The 20,802-nt window shown below is 72.7% G+C and carries 19 protein-coding genes and 1 pseudogene; 14 read left to right on the forward strand and 6 right to left on the reverse strand.

The features are described from left to right. Positions 1–5 precede the first annotated feature (5 nt). Both ddaH and AB0P24_RS25420 read left to right on the forward strand, forming a co-directional pair. The gene (ddaH, locus tag AB0P24_RS25415; RefSeq protein ID WP_365797687.1) at positions 6–782 is read left to right on the forward strand and encodes a dimethylargininase; all 777 of its coding nucleotides are present in this window, start codon (positions 6–8) and stop codon (positions 780–782) included. 220 nt (positions 783–1,002) lie between these two features. Next, entirely contained in the window at positions 1,003–1,977 is a 975-nt protein-coding gene (locus AB0P24_RS25420; RefSeq protein WP_365797689.1) for an acyl-ACP desaturase, read from the forward strand. A gap of 172 nt (positions 1,978–2,149) precedes the next feature. Here AB0P24_RS25420 and AB0P24_RS25425 read toward each other — a convergent pair whose 3' ends face one another. Continuing rightward, positions 2,150–2,404 carry a WhiB family transcriptional regulator gene (locus tag AB0P24_RS25425; RefSeq protein WP_174856072.1) on the reverse strand — a complete coding sequence of 85 codons (255 nt, stop codon included), beginning with the start codon at positions 2,402–2,404 and terminating at the stop codon, positions 2,150–2,152. A 259-nt stretch (positions 2,405–2,663) separates the two neighbouring features. Between AB0P24_RS25425 and AB0P24_RS25430 the strand changes: the two genes are divergently transcribed. Next, a complete protein-coding gene (locus AB0P24_RS25430) occupies positions 2,664–3,455 on the forward strand; it encodes a VOC family protein (protein ID WP_365797750.1) in 792 nt (263 codons plus the stop codon). Positions 3,456–3,491: 36 nt separating this feature from the next. On the opposite strand, the gene AB0P24_RS25435 is transcribed toward AB0P24_RS25430, so the two are convergent. Further along, positions 3,492–4,529, reverse strand: coding sequence for a LacI family DNA-binding transcriptional regulator (locus AB0P24_RS25435; protein ID WP_365797691.1), 1,038 nt, complete (start codon positions 4,527–4,529; stop codon positions 3,492–3,494). Positions 4,530–4,648: 119 nt separating this feature from the next. Further along, on the reverse strand, positions 4,649–5,668 hold the full coding sequence (gene ligD / locus AB0P24_RS25440; RefSeq protein WP_365797693.1) for a non-homologous end-joining DNA ligase: 1,020 nt from the start codon (positions 5,666–5,668) through the stop codon (positions 4,649–4,651). A gap of 118 nt (positions 5,669–5,786) precedes the next feature. Between ligD and AB0P24_RS25445 the strand changes: the two genes are divergently transcribed. Next, complete coding sequence (locus AB0P24_RS25445; protein WP_365797695.1) at positions 5,787–6,851, forward strand: ATP-dependent DNA ligase; 1,065 nt, start codon at positions 5,787–5,789, stop codon at positions 6,849–6,851. A 9-nt stretch (positions 6,852–6,860) separates the two neighbouring features. Here AB0P24_RS25445 and AB0P24_RS25450 read toward each other — a convergent pair whose 3' ends face one another. Next, positions 6,861–8,051 (reverse strand): zinc-dependent alcohol dehydrogenase, encoded by a 1,191-nt coding sequence (locus AB0P24_RS25450; RefSeq protein ID WP_365797697.1) that lies wholly within the window; start codon positions 8,049–8,051, stop codon positions 6,861–6,863. 226 nt (positions 8,052–8,277) lie between these two features. On the opposite strand from AB0P24_RS25450, the gene AB0P24_RS25455 reads away from it, so the two are divergent. Further along, positions 8,278–9,243 (forward strand): DUF3048 domain-containing protein, encoded by a 966-nt coding sequence (locus AB0P24_RS25455; protein ID WP_365797699.1) that lies wholly within the window; start codon positions 8,278–8,280, stop codon positions 9,241–9,243. A gap of 61 nt (positions 9,244–9,304) precedes the next feature. On the opposite strand, the gene AB0P24_RS25460 is transcribed toward AB0P24_RS25455, so the two are convergent. Continuing rightward, positions 9,305–9,769 carry a MarR family transcriptional regulator gene (locus tag AB0P24_RS25460; protein WP_365797701.1) on the reverse strand — a complete coding sequence of 155 codons (465 nt, stop codon included), beginning with the start codon at positions 9,767–9,769 and terminating at the stop codon, positions 9,305–9,307. Between the two features lie 187 nt (positions 9,770–9,956). Here AB0P24_RS25460 and AB0P24_RS25465 point away from each other — a divergent pair, with 187 nt between their 5' ends. The 8 genes and pseudogenes from AB0P24_RS25465 to AB0P24_RS25500 all read left to right on the forward strand — a co-directional run bounded on the left by AB0P24_RS25465 (position 9,957) and on the right by AB0P24_RS25500 (position 16,390). Further along, complete coding sequence (locus AB0P24_RS25465) at positions 9,957–10,712, forward strand: CoA transferase subunit A (protein ID WP_365797703.1); 756 nt, start codon at positions 9,957–9,959, stop codon at positions 10,710–10,712. Further along, the gene (locus tag AB0P24_RS25470) at positions 10,712–11,356 is read left to right on the forward strand and encodes a CoA transferase subunit B (RefSeq protein WP_365797705.1); all 645 of its coding nucleotides are present in this window, start codon (positions 10,712–10,714) and stop codon (positions 11,354–11,356) included. Before AB0P24_RS25465 ends, AB0P24_RS25470 begins: the two co-directional genes overlap by 1 nt. Next, positions 11,353–11,508, forward strand: a pseudogene (locus AB0P24_RS25475) (3-oxoadipyl-CoA thiolase); the annotation flags it as partial. The gene AB0P24_RS25470 and the pseudogene AB0P24_RS25475, both read left to right, overlap by 4 nt. Before the next feature lie 191 nt (positions 11,509–11,699). Beyond that, entirely contained in the window at positions 11,700–12,473 is a 774-nt protein-coding gene (gene pcaH, locus AB0P24_RS25480; protein WP_365797707.1) for a protocatechuate 3,4-dioxygenase subunit beta, read from the forward strand. A 6-nt stretch (positions 12,474–12,479) separates the two neighbouring features. Then, entirely contained in the window at positions 12,480–13,082 is a 603-nt protein-coding gene (gene pcaG / locus AB0P24_RS25485; RefSeq protein ID WP_365797709.1) for a protocatechuate 3,4-dioxygenase subunit alpha, read from the forward strand. Between the two features lie 5 nt (positions 13,083–13,087). Next, positions 13,088–14,419, forward strand: coding sequence for a 3-carboxy-cis,cis-muconate cycloisomerase (pcaB, locus tag AB0P24_RS25490; RefSeq protein ID WP_365797752.1), 1,332 nt, complete (start codon positions 13,088–13,090; stop codon positions 14,417–14,419). Continuing rightward, entirely contained in the window at positions 14,416–15,534 is a 1,119-nt protein-coding gene (gene pcaD / locus AB0P24_RS25495; protein ID WP_365797711.1) for a 3-oxoadipate enol-lactonase, read from the forward strand. The genes pcaB and pcaD overlap by 4 nt, the downstream gene beginning before the upstream one ends. 64 nt (positions 15,535–15,598) lie before the next feature. Continuing rightward, positions 15,599–16,390 carry an SDR family NAD(P)-dependent oxidoreductase gene (locus tag AB0P24_RS25500; protein ID WP_365797713.1) on the forward strand — a complete coding sequence of 264 codons (792 nt, stop codon included), beginning with the start codon at positions 15,599–15,601 and terminating at the stop codon, positions 16,388–16,390. Positions 16,391–16,473: 83 nt separating this feature from the next. Here AB0P24_RS25500 and AB0P24_RS25505 read toward each other — a convergent pair whose 3' ends face one another. Beyond that, positions 16,474–19,155: an AAA family ATPase gene (locus AB0P24_RS25505; RefSeq protein ID WP_365797715.1), complete on the reverse strand. Its 2,682-nt coding sequence runs from the start codon at positions 19,153–19,155 to the stop codon at positions 16,474–16,476. 384 nt (positions 19,156–19,539) lie between these two features. Here AB0P24_RS25505 and AB0P24_RS25510 point away from each other — a divergent pair, with 384 nt between their 5' ends. Continuing rightward, positions 19,540–20,682, forward strand: coding sequence for an anhydro-N-acetylmuramic acid kinase (locus tag AB0P24_RS25510; RefSeq protein ID WP_365797717.1), 1,143 nt, complete (start codon positions 19,540–19,542; stop codon positions 20,680–20,682). Positions 20,683–20,802 lie beyond the last annotated feature (120 nt).

Consider the following 20,802-nt stretch of genomic DNA (forward strand, 5'->3'; position numbering starts at 1 on the left):
CCGTCGTGCCCAGCAAGAAGGCCCTCATCCGCCGCCCCAGCCCGCGCCTCGCCGAAGGCCTGGTGACGCACATCGAGCGGGAGAAGGTCGACGTCGAGCTCGCCCACGAGCAGTGGGAGGCGTACGCGGAGGCGCTGCGCGCGCACGGCTGGGAGACCGTCGAGGTGGACCCGGCGGACGAGTGCCCGGACTCGGTGTTCGTCGAGGACACGGTCGTCATGTACAAGAACGTGGCGCTGATCACCCGCCCCGGTGCCGAGTCCCGGCGCGAGGAGACGGCCGGCGTCGAGGAGGCGGTGGCCCGCCTGGGCTGCTCGGTCAACTGGATCTGGGAGCCGGGCACCCTGGACGGCGGTGACGTCCTCAAGGTGGGCGACACCGTCTACGTCGGCCGCGGCGGGCGGACCAACGCGGCCGGGGTGCAGCAGTTGCGGGCCGCGTTCGAGCCGCTGGGCGCGCGCGTGGTCGCCGTGCCGGTGAGCAAGGTGCTGCATCTGAAGTCGGCGGTGACCGCGCTGCCCGACGGAACGATTCTGGGGCACATCCCGAACATGGACCGGCCCTCGCTGTTCCCGGGGTTCCTGGCGGTGCCGGAGGACGCGGGCGCCCATGTGGTGCTGCTCGGCGGCGGCAAGCTGCTGATGTCGGCGAGCGCCCCGAAGACCGCGGAACTGCTGACCGACCTCGGCCACGAGGTGGTCACGGTGGACATCTCCGAGTTCGAGAAGCTTGAGGGATGTGTGACGTGCCTCTCGGTGCGACTGCGGGAGCTGTATGCCTGACGGGTGATCGATTCACGGCTTCAGACCCGGGACCTGCGGGTCCCGGGTCTGCTCGGTGTGCGACTCGCCTTGTGCACCGGGCCTGATCAGCAGTCTTTACAGCGCACTTAACCTACGGTTTCGTAACCTACGGATTCGTAGCTTACGATCTCGTAGGTTTCCGGCACCGCTCGCCGGTCCTCGTTCATCCGCTCTTGTTCGGCGTCCCCCTGGAGTTCTCGTGACGATCACTTCTCCCCATTTCGACAGCCCGTCCGTGTGGACCGACGCGCGACTGCTGTACGCCCTGGAGGAAGTGGTCGAGAAGGAGCTGAACCGCCATCTGAAGGTCGCCAAGGACTGGATGCCGCACGAGTACGTGCCGTGGAGCGACGCCCGTAACTTCCCCGGCTTCTTCGAGGACGGCCAGGCCTGGGGCAAGGAGCAGTCCAAGGTCACCGAGATCGGCCGGACCGCGCTGGTGGTGAACCTGCTCACCGAGGACAACCTGCCCAGCTACCACCACGAGATCGCCTCCCTGTTCGGCCGGGACGGCGCCTGGGGCACCTGGGTGCACCGCTGGACCGCCGAGGAGGGCCGGCACGGCATCGTGATGCGCGACTACCTGCTCGCCTCGCGCGCGGTGGACCCGGACAAGCTGGAGCAGTTCCGCATGTCCCACATGAGCGAGGGCTTCGAGTCGGACAACCGGCACTCGATGCTGCACTCGATCGCCTACGTCGCCTTCCAGGAGCTCGCGACCCGCATCTCGCACCGCAACACCGGCCACCAGTCCGGCGACCCGGTCTGCGACCGCATGCTGGCCCGCATCGCGACCGACGAGAACCTGCACATGGTCTTCTACCGCAACCTCCTGAAGTCCGCGTTCGAACTGGCCCCCGACCTGACCATGCAGGCGGTGCGGGACGTCGTGGTCAACTTCCGCATGCCCGGCCACGGCATCCCCGGCTTCGAGCGCGCCGCCGCCCAGATGGCGATCGGTGAGGTCTACAACCTGCGCATCCACCACGACGACGTGCTGCAGCCGGTGCTGCGCCACCTGAGGGTCCTGGAGATCGACGGTCTCGGCCCGGAGGGCCTGCAGGCGCAGGAGGAACTCGGCCTGTACATGGGCGGCCTGAACGCGGAGGCCTCGAAGTTCGACGAGAAGCTGGCCGCGCGCAAGGCACGGATGGCAGCGCGCGCCGGCGCGTGACGCCAGGGCGGACGGGCGCCCGGATTCTCCGGTGCGCCCTGTCGGTGGCCTGCGGCATGGGCCGCCTGCCGGCCCCGCTCCCGGCCGAGCTGCGCGCGACCTACGCGCCCGGACGTGGCGCAGCGGCGGACGCACCGTCTTGCCCGGGCGGACATGCCGGTTCGAATCCGGTTCAGCGGGACGCGCGGCGCAGTTCCAGGCGTTCCTTCTCGGACAGCCCGCCCCAGACGCCGAAGCGTTCGTCGTTGTCCAGCGCGTACTCCAGGCACGCCGAGCGCATCTCGCACATGCCGCAGATGCGCTTGGCCTCGCGCACCGAACTGCCGGGCTCGGGAAAGAAGAAGTCCGCCCCGGTCTGCGCGCACAACGCCTGCGCCTGCCAGGCCGGTACGGGCGTGCGGGGCGGGGTGATGGTGTCGAAGTGCATGGCCAGGATCGTGCCGGGCGGCGAAAAACGTTCGATCAACGCCCGCTCAACGGGACCGCGACGGACCACCGCAGCGTCGATCATGCTCCCGTGCACCACGCCCGCGCACGGCGGCGCGCGGAGCGGATCCGAAACTCGGCGAGCGCGTCAGGTGACCCACGGTAACCGGGTCGCGGTGGGCGTGGTCCGGCAGCGGTTGTCAGTGGGCGGTGGAAGACTCGGCGCAGCAGTGGACAGGACCCTTCCGAGGAGGGCGATGATGCTCACCACCCGTTTCGTCGACGGTGCTCCCAACTGGATCGACCTCGGCACTCCCGAGATCGACGGCGCCGTCTCCTTCTACCACGGTCTCTTCGGCTGGCAGTTCCAGTCGGCGGGTCCCGACGCCGGCGGTTACGGATTCTTCCAACTGGACGGCAGGACCGTCGCCGGCGGTATGCAGACCACCCCGGAACAGGGTCCGCCGTCCTGGACGGTGTACTTCCGGAGTGAGGACGCGCAGGCCACCGCGAAGGCGGCCGAGCAGGCGCACGGCAGCGTCCTCGCCCAGCCGATGGACGTGCTGGGCCAGGGCCACCTGGCGATCCTCGCCGACCAGGCGGGCGTGCCCTTCGGCATCTGGCAGCCGGCGCGCACCAAGGGGGTCGACCTGGCGGGCGATCCGGGTTCGCTGTGCTGGGTGGAGCTGTACACCCCGGACATCGCGGCCGCCGCCGCCTTCTACCGCAAGGCGCTCGGTCTGGAGACCTTCGGCGTGCCCTTCCCCGGCGGCACCTACACCTGTGTCAATCCGGCCGGCGGTGACGAGGCGTCGGTGTTCGGCGGCATGGTGCCGTTGGCCGAGGACCCGGCCGAGGCGCAGGCCGGCGCGTACTGGCTGCCGTACTTCGAGGTCGAGGACCCGGACGCGGTGGTCGAGAAGGCCCAGCAGACCGGCGGCAGGGTGCGGATGCCGGCGACCACGCTGGCGGGTGTGGGCCGGATGGCCAAGCTGGCCGACCCGTACGGCGCCCGCTTCGCGGTGCTCAAGAGCGAACCGCAGCAGGCCTGAGGCCGGATCCACGGGCAGGTCCGAGGCCGAGACCCGCTAGGCGGTCGCGCGCCGTATCAGTGTCGTGGGCAGGACGACGCTGCTCGGCGCGCCGGTCGCCGACTCCCCGCGGGTCAGCGTGGACAGCAGCAGCCGGGCCATCAACCGGCCCATCTCCTCGATGTCCTGGCGGACCGTCGTCAGCGCCGGTTCGGTCTGTCCGGCGACGGGCAGCACGTCGTCGAAGCCGATCACGGCGACGTCCTCGGGCACCCGGCGGCCGCGCTCGCGCAGGACGCGCAGGACGCCGAGCGCGGTGAGGTCGTTGGCGGCGAACACGGCGTCCACGTCGGGGCAGCGGTCGAGGAGTTCGCGCATGGCGCGCTCGCCACCGCCCGGGGTGAAGTCGCTGGTGACGACCAGCCGGGGGGCGCTCTCCCCCATCTCCCCCATCACGTCCCGGTATCCCTGGAGGCGGTCGGCCGCCGACGTCTGGTCCAGGGGTCCGGTGATGTGCGCGATCCGGGTGCGGCCGAGGCCGACGAGATGACGTACCGCCTCCTCGGCACCGCCCCGGTTGTCGCAGTCGACGTACACGGCACTGTTCGAGCCGCCGCCCCAGCCGGGCCGGCCGCCGAACACGGTGGGGACCCCGGCGCCCTCGATCAGACCGGGCAGCGGGTCGTCGAGGTGGAGCGAGAAGACCAGGGCGCCGTCGACATGGCCGCCGGCGAGATAGCGGGCCACCCGGGCATGGTCGTCCCGGCCTTCGGTGAGCAGCAGCACGAGCTGGTTGTCGTGGGCGGTCAGCTCCTTGCTGATGCCGCGCAGCTGGAGGGCGAAGAAGGGGTCGGTGAAGATCCGGGTCTCCGGTTCGGCGATGACGACGGCGACGGCGTCGTGCCGTTTGGTGACGAGGCTGCGGGCCGCCTGGTTGGGGACGTAGCCGAGTTCCTCGACCGCCCGCCGGACCCGCTCGACGAGGGGCTCGCGCACGCCGTCGCCGCCGTTGACGACCCGTGACGCGGTGGCCCGGGAGACCCCGGCCCGCGCGGCCACGGCCTCCAGTGTGGGGCGCGACACTGCCTCGGACACCTCGGCCCTCCTCCCCGGTGGCTGGCGATCAGCATAGCCCCGGGCGCAGGAGGCGGTGAGAGCGCTCTCGTGGCCGTGCCGTCCGCCGACGGCCGCCAGGGCGCCGCCAAGTCAGGCCGTCAGGAAGGCTGTTCGGGCCGGGCCCGGCTCGGCTGGACGCGTTTGGGCTCGCCCGGCATCTTCGGGTACTCCGGCGGATAGGGCAGGTCGCCGAGGCCGTGATCGTGTTCGTCGCGGCGGGCGAGTTCCAAAAGCGCGTCGAGGGAGCAAACGTGGTCGTCCATGTCCGCGTGCACATCGCCGGCTTCGGCGAACCGGGCCGGCATGGTGACGAGGTCGAAGTCCTCCGGGCGGACGTCGTCGACCTCCTCCCAGCGCAGCGGGGCGGAGACGGGCGCGTGCGAGCGGGGCCGCAGGGAGTAGGCGGAGGCGATGGTGCGGTCACGGGCGGTCTGGTTGTAGTCGACGAAGATGCGCTCGCCGCGCTCCTCCTTCCACCACTTGACGGTGACCCGGTCCGGCATCCGGCGTTCCAGCTCGCGGCCCACGGCGATCGCCGCGCGCCGGACCTGGGTGAAGGTCCAGCGGGGTTCGATGGGCACGAAGACGTGCAGCCCGCGGCCGCCGGAGGTCTTGGGCCATCCCCGCAGTCCGCCGAACTCGTCCAGGACGGCGCGCAGTTCGTGTGCGGCACGCACCGCGTCGTCGAAGTCGGTGCCGGGCTGCGGGTCGAGGTCGAGGCGGAGCTCGTCGGGGTGGTCGACGTCACCGCGGCGCACCGGCCACGGGTGGAAGGTGAGCGTGCCGTACTGCGCGGCCCACACGACCGCGGCCTCCTCGGTGGGGCACATCTCGTCGGCGCTGCGGCCGCTGGGGAAGGTGATGTGGGCGGTGGGGATCCAGTCGGGCATGTTCTTGGGGGCGCGTTTCTGGTAGAACCACTCGCCCTCGATGCCGTCCGGGTAGCGCTGGAGGGTGGTGGGGCGGTCGCGCAGGGCGCGCAGGATGCCGGGGGCGACGGCCGCGTAGTAGCGGGCGACGTCCAGCTTGGTGAAACCGCGCTCGGGGAAGAACACCTTGTCCGGGCTGGACAGCCGTACGGTCCGGCCGGCCACCTCCAGTTCCACCGCATCGCCCATGCGGCCACGGTAGGCGCACCGCCCCCGTCGCGCATGTCGCTCGACGCGGTCCGCGGGGCCGAACCGCGGGCGTGCCGCGTGACGAGCGGGCGCCGGGGAGCGCTCGTAGAGTCGTGGCATGGATCTGCCGGTGATGCCGCCCGTGAAGCCGATGCTCGCCAAGCCGGTGGCGACGATCCCGCCGGACATGCAGTACGAGGCGAAGTGGGACGGCTTCCGGGCGATCGTGTTCCGGGACGGCGCCGAGGTGGAGCTGGGGAGCCGGACCGGGAAGCCGTTGACCAGGTACTTCCCCGAGCTGGTGGCGGCGCTGCGGGAACGGGTGCCCGAGCGGTGCGTGCTGGACGGGGAGATCGTCATCGCGCGGGAGGGCCGGCTCGACTTCGACGCGCTGACCGAGCGGATCCATCCGGCGGACTCGCGGGTGCGCGCGCTGGCGGAGCGGACGCCCGCCTCCTTCGTCGCCTTCGACCTGCTGGCGCTGGCCGACGAGTCACTGCTGGACGTCCCGCTGACCGACCGCCGCGCGCTGCTCGCGAGGGCGCTGGCCAATGTCACCCCGCCGGTGCATCTGGCGCCGGCCACGACCGATGTCGAGGTGGCCCGGCAGTGGTTCGAGCAGTACGAGGGGGCCGGCCTGGACGGAGTCATCGCCAAGCCGCTCACGTCGCGCTACCGGCAGGACGAGCGCGCCATGTTCAAGGTCAAGCACGAGCGGACCGCCGACGTGGTGGTGGCCGGCTACCGCCTCCACAAGAGCGGCCCGGTGGTGGGCTCCCTGCTGCTGGGCCTGTACGACGACCGGGGCGCCCTCCAGCACGTGGGTGTGTCGGCCGCGTTCCCGATGAGACGGCGGGCCGAGCTGATCGAGGAGCTGGAACCGCTGCGCATGGAGGACGTCTCCGGCCATCCGTGGGCGGCCTGGGCGCAGGAGGCGGCCCATGAGTCGGCCCGGCTGCCCGGCGCGCCGAGCCGCTGGTCGGGCAAGAAGGACCTGTCCTGGGTGCCGCTGCGGCCCGAGCGGGTGGCCGAGGTGGCCTACGACCACATGGAGAACGGGGCCCGCTTCCGGCACACGGCCCGCTTTCGCCGGTGGCGCCCGGACCGCACACCGCTCAGCTGCACCTACGCCCAGCTGGAGGAGCCGGTGCGCTACGACCTCGCCGAGATCCTGGGGTCGTGACCGCCGCGGTCACGGCTTCAGGAGGATCTTCACCGCGCCGTCCTGCTTGTGCTGGAACATGTCGTACGCGTGCGGGGCCTCGGACAGCGGCAGCCGGTGGGTGGCGAAGTCCTCGACGCCGAGCGGGTCCTCGTCCGTCAGATACGGGAGGATCTCGTCGGTCCAGCGGCGGACGTTCGCCTGGCCCATGCGCAGCTGGACCTGCTTGTCGAAGAGCGTGAGCAGCGGCAGCGGGTCGGCCATGCCGCCGTACACCCCGCTCAGGGAGATCGTGCCGCCGCGGCGGACCAGGTCGATCGCCAGGTGGAGGGCGCCGAGCCGGTCGACGGCGAAGCGTTCCGCGAGGGGCGCGGCGATCTTGCGGGGCAGCAGGCCGGTCGCGGTCTGGGCCAGCTTGGCGGCGGCGCTGCCGTGCGCCTCGGTGCCGACGGCGTCGATCACGGCGTCCGGGCCCCGGCCGCCGGTCTCGTCGTGGATCGCGCGGACCAGTTCCTTCTCGTCGTCGAAGGCCCGCAGGTCGTACGTCTCGACGCCGCGGCGGGCGGCCCGTGCGAGCCGCTCGGGAACCAGGTCGACGCCGAACACCCGCTCGGCCCCGCGCGCCCTGGCGAGACGGCAGGCCATGTCGCCGATCGGCCCGAGGCCGAGGACGGCGAGGGTGCCGCCGGGCGGGACCGCGGCGTACTCGACGGCCTGCCAGGCGGTGGGGAGCACGTCGGAGAGGTAGACGAAGCGGTCGTCGGACGGTCCCTCGGGCACCTTGATGGGGCCGTAGTGCGCCTGCGGGACGCGCAGGTACTCGGCCTGGGCGCCGGGAACCGCGCCGTAGAGCCGGGTGTAGCCGAACAGGGCGGCGCCCATGCCCTCGCCGGTGACCTGGGTGGTCTCGCACTGGGTCATCAGCCCCGCCGAGCACATGAAGCAGTGCCCGCACGCGATCTGGAAGGGCACCACCACCCGGTCGCCCGGCCGCAGGTTCGGCACCTCGGAGCCGGTCTCCTCGACGATGCCGATGGGTTCGTGGCCGAGGATGTCACCCGGGGTCATGAACGGCGTGAGCACCTCGTACAGGTGCAGGTCCGAGCCGCACAGGCCGGCCGAGGTGATGCGGATGACGGCGTCGGTGGGCTCTTCGATGCGGGGATCGGGCACGTCGTCCACCCGTACGTCGCGTCGGCCCTGCCAGGTGACTGCCTTCATGACTCGCGCTCCCTCTGTCGCGTCCGCGCCGGTTCCGGCACGCGTTCGAAACGGCGGCCCGAGCCGGGTACCCGAGGGTCCCCGGCCGAACCGCCACCGGCCACGCCGCCGGGGCGGGACACGTCGACGCAGCCGATCGGGTTCGACCGGGTATGGCCACCGATGAACCGATGAGCACACAATCAAGGGTCAGGCGGGGCGGATGAACGGGGTGACAGTGGTGGGCATGCGACATGGGGCGCCGACGCGCCGGACCGTGCTGGCTGCGGCGCTGGCGGCCACGGTGACGTCCTCCCTGACAGCGGGCTGCACCCGGCACGGCACGACGGACGACGGCCGCGCACCGCAGGGCACCTCCACACCGAGCGGGCCGCACGCCACCGGATCCGTACTGGCCGTGAAGATCGACAACGTGGGCGCGGCCCGCCCCCAGACCGGGCTGGACTCGGCGGACGTGGTGTACGCGGAGCAGGTGGAGGGCGGGCTAAGCCGGCTGATGGCGGTGTACGCCACCCGGCTCCCCGAGGTCGTCGGCCCCGTCCGCAGCGCCCGTGAGTCGGACCTGGAGCTGCTACGCCAGTTCGACCGGCCGACGCTCGCCTTCTCCGGCGCCCAGAAGAAGCTGCTCCCCCTGATCGGCCGGGCCCCCCTACGGGCCGAGTCGCCCGGGCAGGCGTCCGCCGCCTACTTCCGGGGCAGCGACAGACCGGCCCCGCACAACCTCTACCTCCGCCCGGCCAAGCTGATGGACGGGGTGCCCGGCAGGGCGGCGCTCACCACCGGATTCCACTACGGCCCGGCCCCGGCCGGCGGCACGGCCACCGCCGCACGCACCGTGCGGTACCCGGCGGCCCGCTTCACCTTCACCTGGTCCGCCGACTCAAGCCGCTGGCTGGTGTCGCTGGACGGCACCGCGGACCGGACGACGGCCGGGAAGCGGCTGACGGCCGCGACGGTCGTGGTGCAGTACGTCAGGGTGACCACGTCCCGCTATCACGACGTGCTCGGCAACTACACGCCGTACACCGAGACGGTCGGGTCGGGGAAGGCCGACGTGTTGCGGGACGGGCGGTCGTTCGAGGCCACCTGGTCACGGCCGGCGGCCACAGGCGGCACGACGTTCACGGGGGCCGACGGCAGTCCGGTGAACTTCGCCGACGGACCGGTGTGGGTGGTGTTCGCGAAGGCCTAGGGGCCGGAACGAAGGCCCAGGGGCCGCAGGCGCCCAGGCCCTGGCCTGTCCTAGGCCTGGCCTAGGCCCTGGAGGCGGCGGTCTCCGTGGGATTGCGCAGGCTCTCCGCCGCGTCCGCGACCCGGCGGATCAGGCCGAAGAACTGAGTCTGCTCCTCGGCCGACAGCGGGGCGAGGAAGACCTGGTTCATCCGGGCGGTGCGCACGGCGAGCTTGCGGTGGGTGCGCAGGCCGTCGTCGGTCAGGCGCAGCAGGAAGCGCCGCCCGTCCTGCGGGTCACGCACCTTGTCGAGGAGCCCGCGCCGGCCCAGCCGGCTGATGACCTCGGCGATGGTCGACCGGTCCAGTCCCACCCGCTCCCCCACGGTCCGCTGGTCCAGTCCCGGCTCGGCGACGAGCGCGTTCAGCACGGCGAACTGCGGCGAGGTGATCTCCTCCGAGACCATCGTGTTCCACAGCAGGTAGTGGGCCTGCTGAAGCCGCCGGGCCAGGTGCCCGGGGTGGGTGGTGAGGTCCACCGCGGCCATATGCGCTCCCATGGTCCCGAATTCGTTGGTGCACTGAACGATACCCGCCGGGCCGGGTCCTGTCTGTATGTCCGTCCAATCATCGCCCGAGGTCTTGACTGGTTTCGACGCCAGTGGCAGCGTGGCAGACATCTCGCTGAAATACTCAGTGCCCTGATTAATTCGCTGAGAGATATGAGGCTCACGGATGGACAAGGTGGTCGCCACGGCCGCGGAGGCGGTGGCCGATGTGCCGGACGGCGCGTCGCTCGCGGTGGGCGGGTTCGGGCTGAGCGGTGTGCCGAACGTGCTGATCGGGGCGTTGTACGAGCGGGGTGTGGGGGGCCTGAGCGTCGTCTCGAACAACTGCGGTGCGATGGACACCGGGCTCGCGGTGCTGCTGGCCGCGGGGCGGATCGGGCGGGTGACGGGCTCCTACATCGGGGGGAACAAGGAGTTCGCCCGCCAGTACCTGAGCGGCGAGATCGAGCTGGAGCTGATCCCGCAGGGCACCCTCGCCGAGCGGCTGCGGGCCGGCGGTGCCGGGATCCCCGCGTTCTACACCCCCGCGGGGGTGGGCACGCAGGTCGCGGACGGCGGGCTGCCCTGGCGCTACGACGGGCAGGGCGGGGTGGCCGTGGCCTCGCCGGCCAAGGAGGTGCGGGAGTTCGAGGGCACCGACTACGTCCTGGAGCGCGGGATCCGTACCGACTTCGCGCTGGTGCGGGCGGCGAAGGGCGACCGGCACGGGAACCTGGTCTTCAGCAAGTCCACCCGCAACTTCAACCCCCTCGCGGCGATGGCCGGGAAGATCACCATCGCCGAGGTGGAGGAACTGGTCGAGCCCGGCGGGATCGATCCGGACGCGGTGCATCTGCCGGGCATCTTCGTACAGCGGGTGGTCGCCCTGACCCCCGGGCAGGCGGCGGACAAGAAGATCGAGCAGCGGACGGTGAGCAGCTGATGGCCTGGCGGCGTGAGGAAATGGCCGCGCGGGCGGCCCGCGAGCTGAAGGACGGCCAGTACGTGAACCTGGGGATCGGGTTGCCGACGCTGATCCCGAACCATCTGCCCGCCGGGGTGGAGGTGGTCCTGGAGTCGGAGAACGGCATCCTGGGCACCGGCCCCTACCCCAGCGAGGACGCGGTCGACCCGGACCTGATCAACGCCGGGAAGGAGACCGTCACGGTGCTGCCCGGCGCCTCCTTCTTCGACTCGGCGCTGTCGTTCTCGATGATCCGCGGCGGGCACATCGACGTCGCCGTGCTCGGCGCGATGCAGGTCTCGCAGAAGGGCGATCTGGCCAACTGGGCGATCCCGGGGAAGCTGGTCACCGGGATCGGCGGGGCGATGGACCTGGTCCACGGCGCCCGCACCGTCATCGTCGTGATGACCCACACCGCCAAGGACGGCTCGGCGAAGATCCTGAGCGAGTGCACGCTGCCGCTGACCGGGAAGGCGTGCGTGGACCGGATCATCACCGACCTCGGCGTCCTCGACATCACGGACGACGGGCTGCTGCTGGCCGAGACCGCGCCCGGGGTGAGCGTCGAGGAGATCACCGCCAGGACCGACGCCGAACTGATCGTCGCGGAGGGTCTGCTGTGAACACGGTGTACATCGCCGACGCCCTCCGCACGCCGATCGGCCGCCACAACGGCGCCCCGGCCTCGGTGCGCCCGGACGACCTGGCCGCCCACGCCGGCCGCGCGCTCCTCGCCCGCATCCCCGCCCTGGACCCGGCCCGGATCCAGGACGTCTGACGCGGCGTGGCCGCGGTACCGGTGTCGCGACCCTGCGCATCGGCGTCGGGCAAGGGCTCGCGCTTGTTCTCGAGCGACAGGCCGTACGGCACCCGCGGGTGCGTTGCGGCTGGTCGCGCCCGCGCGGCGGAGCCGCACAGCAATACAGCCCCGCGCCCCTGGAGGGGCGCTTACAGCTAGGACTTCTCATGACACTCACCCAGGCCGACATCGACCTTGAGATCGCCGCCGAGCACGCCGCCTATGAGAAGCGTGTCGCTGAGGGCGGCCCCGTCGAGCACCACCCCCGCCGGGGCTACGCCCCCTACCGGTCCTCCGTTCTCCGGCACCCGAAACAGCCCCTGGTCGCCATCGACACCAGCAGGGATCCGGAGCTGGTGGAGCTGCACTCGCCCGCGTTCGGAGAGCGGGACATCACCGGGATAGACAACGATCTGACCCGGCAGCACAGCGGAGAGCCCATCGGGGAGCGGATCACCGTCTCCGGGCGGCTGCTGGACCGCGACGGCCGGCCCGTGCGGGGCCAGCTGATCGAGATCTGGCAGGCCAACTCGGCGGGCCGCTACGCGCACCAGCGGGAGCAGCACGACGCCCCACTGGACCCGAACTTCACGGGTGTCGGCCGGACGATCACCGACGCCGACGGCGGCTACCGCTTCACCACCATCCAGCCGGGCCCCTACCCCTGGCGCAACCACCTCAACGCCTGGCGTCCGGCGCACATCCACTTCTCGATGTTCGGTACGGCGTTCACGCAGCGGCTGGTGACGCAGATGTACTTCCCGAGCGACCCGCTGTTCCCGTACGACCCGATCATCCAGTCGGTGACGGACGACGCGGCCCGGCAGCGGCTGGTGGCGACCTACGACCACAGTCTGTCCGTGCCGGAGTTCTCGATGGGCTACCACTGGGACATCGTGCTGGACGGCCCCGCCGCCACCTGGATCGAAGAAGGACGCTGACCTGCCATGACGAAGATCGACACGAGCAGCCCGGAGAACGTGCTGCCCACCCCGTCCCACACCGTCGGCCCGTTCTACGGGTACGCGCTGCCGTTCCGCGGCGGCGAGGACATCGCGCCCCTCGGACACCCGGACACGATCACGGTCCACGGATACGTCCTCGACGGCGCCGGCGACCCGCTTCCCGACGCGCTCGTGGAGCTGTGGGGCCCCGACCCGGCGGGCCATGTGGCCACGGCCGACGGTTCGATCCGCCGCGACCCGGCGAGCGGTGACTACCTCGGCCGCAACGGCGTGGAGTTCACCGGCTGGGGCCGGATCCAGACGGACACCGACGGGCACTGGTACGCGCGGACGCTGCGGCCCGGCGCCCGCGGCGGCAGCGCGCCCCACCTCAGCGTGTGCGTGTTCGCGCGCGGGCTGCTCGTACACCTGTTCACCCGGATCTACCTGCCGGGTGACGACGCGGTGCTCGCCGCCGACCCGCTGCTCACCCGGGTGGGTGAGCGACGCGACACGCTGATCGCCGCCGACGAGGGCCGGGGGACCTACCGTTTCGACATCCGCCTTCAGGGCGAGGGCGAGACGGTCTTCCTGGAGTTCCAGTGAATTCAGTGGAGTACGGCGGTGGTGACGCCGGGCTGCTCGGTCCCGGGTGGTCCGGATCCGCCGCCGCGTCCGCGACCGCGGACGGCGCGTGGCTGCGGGCGCTCCTTGACGCGGAGGCGGCCCTCACCCGTGCCCAGGCCGCCCTGGGGCCGGTCCCGGCCGAGGCCGCGACGGCCGTGACCGAGGCGGCCGACCCGGGCCGTTTCGACGTCGGCGCCCTCGCGGAGCGCGGCCGCGCCGGCGGCAACCCGGTCATCCCGCTGGTCGCCGATCTGACCGAGGCGGTCGGCGCGGAGTACGGACCGTACGTGCATCGGGGTGCGACCAGCCAGGACATCATGGACACGGCGACCATGCTGGTCGCCGCCCGCACCCTGGACCTGGTGCTCGCCGACCTCGGCCGCGCCGAAAGGGCCCTGGCCCAGCTGGCCGCCGGGCACCGTGACACGCCGATGCCGGGCCGCACGCTCACCCAGCACGCCGTTCCGACGACCTTCGGTCTGAAGGCGGCCGGCTGGCGCTCGCTGGTCCTCGACGCCCGGGACCGCGTGACCCGGGTCCGGGAGTCGCTGCCCGCCCAACTCGGCGGTGCGGCAGGCACGCTGGCCGCCTTCGGAGCGTACGGCGCGGAGCACGCCGAGGAGCTGCCGGCGGCGTACGCCCGTGAACTCGGTCTGGCCGCGCCCCTGTTGCCCTGGCACACCCTGCGCACGCCGATCGCCGACCTCGCCGGGTGTCTCGCCTTCACGGCAGGGGCGCTGGGGAAGATCGCCGCGGACGTGCTGACCCTGTCCCGTACCGAGATCGGCGAGGTCTCCGAGGGCGGCGGGGGCGGTTCGTCGGCCATGCCGCACAAGGCCAACCCCGTGCGAGCGACGCTGATCGCGGCGGCCGCCCGGCGGGCTCCGCAGCTCGCGGCGGTCCTGTACGGCTCGATGGCCGCGGAGGACGAGCGGCCGGCCGGTGCCTGGCACGCCGAGTGGGAACCGCTGCGGGATCTGCTGCGGACCGTCGGCGGGGCGGCCCGGGACGCGGCGGAGCTGGCGGCGGGGCTGCGGGTGCACCCGGAGGCGATGCGCCGCCACCTCGGCCTCACCGGCGGACTGATCGTCTCGGAGCGGCTCTCCGCCGAACTGGCCCCGGTGCTCGGCCGGGCCCGCGCCAAGGAGCTGCTCACCGAGCTGGCCCGGCGCACCCACACCGAGCACCGAACGCTTCCTGAACTCCTGGCCGAGGAGCCCGACCTGAAGGACGTCGATCTCGACAGCCTGACCGATCCCGCCCGCTACACCGGCTCCGCCGGTGTGCTCACCGACCGTGCGCTGGAGCGACGTTGACCGAGAACCTTCTCAACCACCGCGTCGAGGGTGCCGCTTCGGCTCCCCCGCTGCTGCTCGGGCCGTCGCTCGGCACCTCGTACGCCCTGTGGGACGCCGTGGCTCCCGAACTGTCGATCGCCCACCGCGTCGTGCGCTGGAACCTGCCGGGGCACGGCGGTTCGGCGCCCGACCTGGTCAAGGCCGGGGCGCGAGTCGGTGACCTCGCCGACCTGGTGCTCGCGCTGGCCGACGCGCTCGGGATCGAGCGGTTCGCGTACGCGGGGGTGTCGCTGGGCGGTGCCGTGGGGCTGCACCTGGCCGTCCACCACCCGGACCGGCTGGAGAACCTCGCGGTGATCTGCTCCTCGGCCCACTTCGGCGGGTCCGGGCCCTGGGAGGAGCGGGCCGAGCGGGTGCGCCGGGAGGGCGTGGAGTGGCTGGCGGAGAACGCCGGCTCGCGCTGGTTCACCCCCGGCTTCACCGTGCCGCGGCTGGTCGAGGACCAGCGGTCGGCCGACCCGGAGGCGTACGCCGCCTGCTGCGACGCGCTGGCCGCCTTCGACCTGCGCGACCGGCTCGGCGAGATCGCCGTCCGCACCCTGCTGATCGCCGGCCGCCAGGACCCCGCGACCCCGCCGCCGCATCTGCGGGAGATCGCCGACGCGGTGCCGTCGTCCACGCTGGTCGAACTGCCGGGCGCCGCGCATCTGGCGCCCGCGCAGTGTCCCGAGGCCGTCCTCACCGCGCTCCGCTCCCACCTCGACGGGGGCGCCAGGCGTGGGATGGCGGTACGCCGTGACGTGCTCGGCGACGCGCACGTCGACCGCGCCCAGGCCCGGCAGACCCCCTTCACGGCCCGCTTCCAGGACTTCATCTCGCGCTACGCCTGGGGCGAGATCTGGACCGACCCCACGCTCTCCCGCCGCGAACGCAGCATGATCACCCTCACCGCGCTGGTCGCCCACGGCCACTACGACGAGCTGGCCATGCATGTGCGGGCGGCCCGGCGCAACGGGCTGACACCGGAGGAGATCGGCGCGGTGCTGCTGCAGACGGCCGTGTACTGCGGGGTCCCGGCCGCGAACTCGGCGTTCGCGACGGCGCAGCGGGTGCTGGCGGAGGAAGAAGGGTGACCCTGCCGGTCGTATCTCCAGCGGCACCACCCACCCGCCACCGCCGTGTGCCTAGGCTGGAGGCATGTCCACTGTTCTGATCACCGGTGCCACCGCCGGGCTCGGCCGGTACGTCGCCTTCGAACTGGTCCGCTCCGGGCACCTCGTCCTCGCCCACGGCCGCGACCCGGGCCGTACCGGGCGGCTGGTCGACGAACTGCGCACCGAGGGCGCCGCGGAGGGCTTCGTCGCGGACCTGGCCTCGCTGGCCCAGGTCCGCGAACTCGGCGCGCGGGTCGCCGACGCCCATCCGGACCTGGACGTCCTGGTCAACAACGCGGGCGTCGGCGCCGGCACCCCCGGCTCGGGCCGCGAACTGAGCACCGACGGCCACGAGTTGCGCCTGGCCGTCAACTACCTGGCTCCGGTGGCCCTGACCCACGTCCTCCTGCCGGTACTGCGCGCGAACACCCCTGCCCGCATCGTCAACGTGGGCTCGGCGGGCCAGGAGCCCCTCGACTTCGACGACCCCGAATTCACCCGCGGCTACCAGGGGTTCGCGGCCTACTGCCGCGCCAAGTGGGCCCTTGCGGCCCACACCTTCGCCCTGGCGGAGGAGCTGGCGGGCACGGGAGTCCGCGTGAACGTCCTGCACCCGGCGACCTTCATGGACACGGCGATGGTCCGGGAGGGCGGAGTGGCGCCCTGGAGCACGGTGGCGGACGGCGCGCCGGGCGTCCTGGCCCTGGCGACGCAGGACTTGGGTACCGGGCGCTACTTCGACGGTACGAGTCCGGCACGAGCGCACGAGGCGACGTACGACCCGGAGACGCGGAAACGCCTGTCAGCGGTGACCGGTCAACTCCTGTCCCTGTAGCGCCGCCTCTTCCAGGGGCACGGAGAACCGCGCGATCAGCCCCCACGCACCCGCACCCGCACCCGCACCCGCACCCGCACCCGTCAACGCAACCCCCGGCCCGTATCCAAAACCTCCCGAGCCTGAGCGACCAGCCCATCCGCCCCACACGACCGGGCCAACGCCAGGCCCCGGTTCAGCTCGGCCACCGACCGCGCGGCGATCCCGTACTCCACCCGCGCCGCCGCATGCTCGTACTGGCAGGGCGACGCCTCCAGATAAGCCACCGCCTGCGAAGCCAGCCGCACCTGCCGCTGCCCGGTCTCCAGCGCGGCAGCGCACCGCAGCGCCTCGCCGATCGCCGTGTCCGTACCGAACCGCTCGGCCTGCCGTCGCGCGTCGCTCGCCAGCCGCGCCGCCCGCGCCGGGTCCTCGTTCGCGAGGGCCCGGGCGAGGTCGAGCGCCCAGGGCACGACCACGGGGTTGAAGTGCCCGCGGGTGGCGGCCGCCTTCTCCGCCGCCTCCAGTTCGTTCACCGCCTCCTTCGTGCGGCCGACGGCGAGCAGCAGCCGGCCGCGCACCGACCGCGGGTCCGGCATGACGATGGTGGACGGGTACGGCGGTGCGAAGCCGTACTGTTCGGCGGTCTCCCAGGCCTGCTGGACATGGCCGCGGGCGAGCAGCGTGTCGATGAGGTTGCAGGTGGCGGTCCAGTACAGGGGCAGCCGGCGGCCGACCCGCTCGGCGATCCGCAGGGACTCCCGCAGCGAGGTCTCCGCGTCCCGCAGCCGGCCGCGCCTGCGGTGGCCGAGGCCGACGTAGGCATGGGCGAGGGCGAGGTGGCCGCCGCTCCAGCCGGCGGTCTCGTAGGCGCGCAGGGCCTCGTTGTACAGGCTCTCCGCGCGGTCGAGGCGGTCGGTGTAGGCGTAGGAGCTGGCGAGCATGAGCAGGAGTTCCATGCCCCACTCGGTGTCCGTCCAGCCGAGGCCGGGTGCCAGCCGGCCGTTGACGAGGGCGCGGTCGCACAGCTCGACGACCTCCTCGGCGCTCTCGCCCTGGATGAGCAGGTCGAAGCCGCGCAGCATCAGCAGGGCGCGCTCGGAGTTGTCGCGGCCGGTGCAGAGGGCGGCGAGATCGGCGAGCCGTTCGGAGCGGCGCGGGGAGACGGCCTCGCCGGCGATGCCCTCCCACATGAACTGGACGGCCTGGAGCCGGAGTTTGGCGGGTCCCTCGTCGTGCCGGGCGGCCTCCGCCTCGACCGTGCGGACGGCATCCTCCAGTTGGTCGTTGTGGAGGAGGGCCTGGGAGAGCCGGAAGACGGCGTCGACGCGCTCGGGACCGGTGAGGCCGGACATGCCGAGGGCGCTGCGCAGATGGCCGATGGTGACGGCGGGTTGGGTGAGCAGGGTGGCGCAGCCCAGTTCGTAGAGCACGCGCGCGTGGACCTCGGGGAGGGGCGGTTCGCGCAGGGCGCGTTCGAGGCAGCGGCGAGCCGCGTCCGGGGCGCCGACGGCGAGGTGTTCCTTGGCCGCGTCCCGCAGCTGTTCGACGAGTTCCTCGTCGTCGTCCGGGTGCACCTTCAGCAGATGGCGGGAGGCCTCGGCCATGCCACGGCCGTCGTCGATGACGATCTGGGCGGCGATGCCGTGCATGGCGGTGCACATCGCGGGCGGGATGGAGTTGTAGACGGCGGTGGCGATCAGCGGGTGGACGAACTCCAGGTCACCGGTGTGGGACCGGGAGCCGGCCGGGTCGGGCGCGGTGAGGATACGGGCGGTGCGCAGCAGTTCGGCGCAGCGCTCGGCGTCGTCCACGGCCATGCTGGCGAGCTGGGCGACGAGGTCGACGGAGATGCCGGTGCCGAGGATGGCGGCGGCCCAGGCGAACCGGGTGGCGTCGACGCCGAGGCCTTCGAGGCGGGTGACGAGTCCACCGCCTCTGGCCGACCGGTTGAGGGCCCGCAGTTCACCGGCCCGGGCCTCGACGGGTTCGACCTCGCTGTCCTGGACCTTGGCGAGGAGTTCGACGGTCTCGTAGGGGTTGCCGCCGGTGACGGCCCACACCTCGCGGCAGAACGGGGCGTCGGCGTGCTCGCCGAGGGTGGCGCGGGTCAGGCCGGCGGTGGCGTCCGGGGTGAGGGCGCTGAGGATCCGGACGGGGCGGCCGGCAGCAGCGGCCACGGCGTCGAGGTAGCGGGCGCTGTCGCCGTTGACCTCGCCGGGGCGGCGGGCCACCAGGACCAGCACGGGCAGGTCGTCGAGGCGTTCGACGAAGGCGGCGAGCCAGGCCAGGGTCTCCTGGTCGGCCCAGTGCGCGTCGTCGATCAGCAGGACCAGCGGCCAGTCGCGTTTGGCGAGCCGGCGGACGGCTGCGACCAGGCCGTCGCAGACCCCCTGCGGGTCGGCCTGGCGGTCGCCGGGGTCCGTCAACCCGAGGGCGGGGCCGGCGATGTCGTACCAGTCGCCGAGGTACTCCCGGGCCTCCTCGGGCAGCAGGGAGACCAGGGCGGGCTGGAGCAGTTGCCGTACCACGTGGAAGGGCACGCTGCGCAGGGTCTCGACGCCTCGGGTGGACCAGACGGTGCAGCCACGGCGTTCGGCGATGCGGCGGGTCTCGGCCAGCAGCGCGGTCTTGCCGAGCCCGGCCTCGCCGCGCAGCACCAGCAGGTTTCCCGAGGTGGAACGGTCGGCGCACAGGACGTCGAGCGCCTCGGTGACGACGGCTATCTCCTCCTCGCGCTCCCAGAGCGGGGCCGAGGCGCCTCCCGGGGGCTGCTCCTCCGTCATCCCGTTACCTCCCCAAGTCGCCCGAACGACGTACAGACCACGAGCCTAGCCTTCCGGTTGACTGTCCGGAGGCGGGTCCGGACAGCAGTTGCCGTGACGGGTGAAGCGGGTGCGCCCCGGACGACGCGGGAGCCTCGCCACCAGCGTTCGCGCACGTCGAAACCGTCAACAGCGCACGAACGTCACCGAGCCGCCTCGGACTCGCCTACGCCCTGTCCAATGCCGTGGTCTCGGGCGGTGCGGGCCTCATCATCACGGAGACGGTGCGGCGCACCGGGAACCTCGTCGTTCCCGGCTGCCCCGCGGCGGCGACCCGCGCGGTCAGCGCACGCGCGCTGCTCGGCCCGCCGCGCACGAAGACGGCTCGAGAGGCGGGTTGGGACAGTGCTGGTGATCGGCCTGATGTCCGGGACGTCGTACGACGCGGTGGACGCGGCGGCGGCCGAGCTGCGGCTGCTGGACGGCACGCTGCTGCTGAAGCCGCTGGGGATGGTGAGCACGCCGTACGACGAGGAGGTGCGGGAGGCCCTCGCGGGGTCGCTGCCGCCGGCCGCCGTGCCGCTGGCCCGGGTGTGTCTGCTGGACACCCGGATCGGGCAGGCGTTCGCGGCGGCCGCGGTCCGGGCCGACCGCGAACTGTGCGGGGGCCGTGCCGAGTTGGTGGCCTCGCACGGGCAGACGGTCTACCACTGGGTGACGGACGGCCGGGTGCACGGCACCCTCCAGCTCGGGCAGCCGGCGTGGATCGCCGAGGCGACCGAACTGCCGGTGGTCTCCGACTTCCGGCCGCGCGACGTGGCCGCCGGGGGCCAGGGGGCTCCGCTGGTGAGCCTGGTCGACCTGCTGTGGCTGCGCGGCCGGCCGGGGACGCCGGTGGCGCTGAACCTCGGCGGGATCGCCAACCTCACCGCGGCCGACGGCACGGCCTTCGACACCGGGCCCGGGTGCGCGCTCCTGGACGCGGCGGTCCGGGAGTTCAGCGGCGGGCGGCTGGCGTACGACGTGGACGGGGCGCTCGCGGCGCGCGGCCGTCCGCAGGAGCTGCTGCTCGAAGAGCTGCTGGCGGAGCCGTACTACGCGCTGCCCGCGCCGAAGACGACCGGCAAGGAGCTGTTCCACGCCGGGTACTGGCGGGCGCCCGCGGGCCTGTCGGCCGAGGACGCGCTGGCGACCCTCACCGGGCTGACCGCCCGGACGGTGGCGGAGGCGGTGCGGGGCGTGGCGGCGACGGAGGTGATCGCGTCGGGCGGCGGCACCCGCAACCCGGTGCTCATGCGGATGCTGGCCGACCTGCTCCCGAAGATCCCGGTGCGCGTCTCCGACGAACTCGGCCTGCCCGCGGCGGCGAAGGAGGCGTACGCCTTCGCGGTCCTCGGCTTCCTCACCGCGCACGGCCTGGCGGGCACGGTCCCGGCCGCCACCGGCGCCCGCCACCCGAGCATCCTCGGCTCCCTGACGCCGGGCCGCGGCGGCCTGCGCCTCCCGCCGCCGGCACCGGGGCCACCGGTGCGGCTGCGGATCGAATGAGGCGGGCCGGATCGCGCCGTCCGGACCGCACCGGATCGCGCCGTCCGGACCGCGCCGGATCGCGTATCAGCCACCTTCGGACCGTCTCGTCCGAACATCGCCGGATCCTCTCATCCGACT

Source organism: Streptomyces sp. NPDC086519, from assembly GCF_040686075.1.
Taxonomy (GTDB): Bacteria; Actinomycetota; Actinomycetes; order Streptomycetales; family Streptomycetaceae; genus Streptomyces; species Streptomyces shenzhenensis.

What these genes read in the sequence shown, in the direction of transcription:
- AB0P24_RS25425 (WP_174856072.1), bottom strand. Translation starts at nt 2,404, where the DNA reads ATGCACTTCGACACCATCACCCCGCCCCGCACGCCCGTACCGGCCTGG.
- AB0P24_RS25430 (WP_365797750.1), top strand. Translation starts at nt 2,664, where the DNA reads ATGCTCACCACCCGTTTCGTCGACGGTGCTCCCAACTGGATCGACCTC.
- ligD (WP_365797693.1), bottom strand. Translation starts at nt 5,668, where the DNA reads ATGGGCGATGCGGTGGAACTGGAGGTGGCCGGCCGGACCGTACGGCTG.
- AB0P24_RS25445 (WP_365797695.1), top strand. Translation starts at nt 5,787, where the DNA reads ATGGATCTGCCGGTGATGCCGCCCGTGAAGCCGATGCTCGCCAAGCCG.
- AB0P24_RS25450 (WP_365797697.1), bottom strand. Translation starts at nt 8,051, where the DNA reads ATGAAGGCAGTCACCTGGCAGGGCCGACGCGACGTACGGGTGGACGAC.
- AB0P24_RS25455 (WP_365797699.1), top strand. Translation starts at nt 8,278, where the DNA reads ATGCGACATGGGGCGCCGACGCGCCGGACCGTGCTGGCTGCGGCGCTG.
- AB0P24_RS25460 (WP_365797701.1), bottom strand. Translation starts at nt 9,769, where the DNA reads ATGGCCGCGGTGGACCTCACCACCCACCCCGGGCACCTGGCCCGGCGG.
- AB0P24_RS25465 (WP_365797703.1), top strand. Translation starts at nt 9,957, where the DNA reads ATGGACAAGGTGGTCGCCACGGCCGCGGAGGCGGTGGCCGATGTGCCG.
- AB0P24_RS25470 (WP_365797705.1), top strand. Translation starts at nt 10,712, where the DNA reads ATGGCCTGGCGGCGTGAGGAAATGGCCGCGCGGGCGGCCCGCGAGCTG.
- pcaH (WP_365797707.1), top strand. Translation starts at nt 11,700, where the DNA reads ATGACACTCACCCAGGCCGACATCGACCTTGAGATCGCCGCCGAGCAC.
- pcaG (WP_365797709.1), top strand. Translation starts at nt 12,480, where the DNA reads ATGACGAAGATCGACACGAGCAGCCCGGAGAACGTGCTGCCCACCCCG.
- AB0P24_RS25500 (WP_365797713.1), top strand. Translation starts at nt 15,599, where the DNA reads ATGTCCACTGTTCTGATCACCGGTGCCACCGCCGGGCTCGGCCGGTAC.
- AB0P24_RS25505 (WP_365797715.1), bottom strand. Translation starts at nt 19,155, where the DNA reads ATGACGGAGGAGCAGCCCCCGGGAGGCGCCTCGGCCCCGCTCTGGGAG.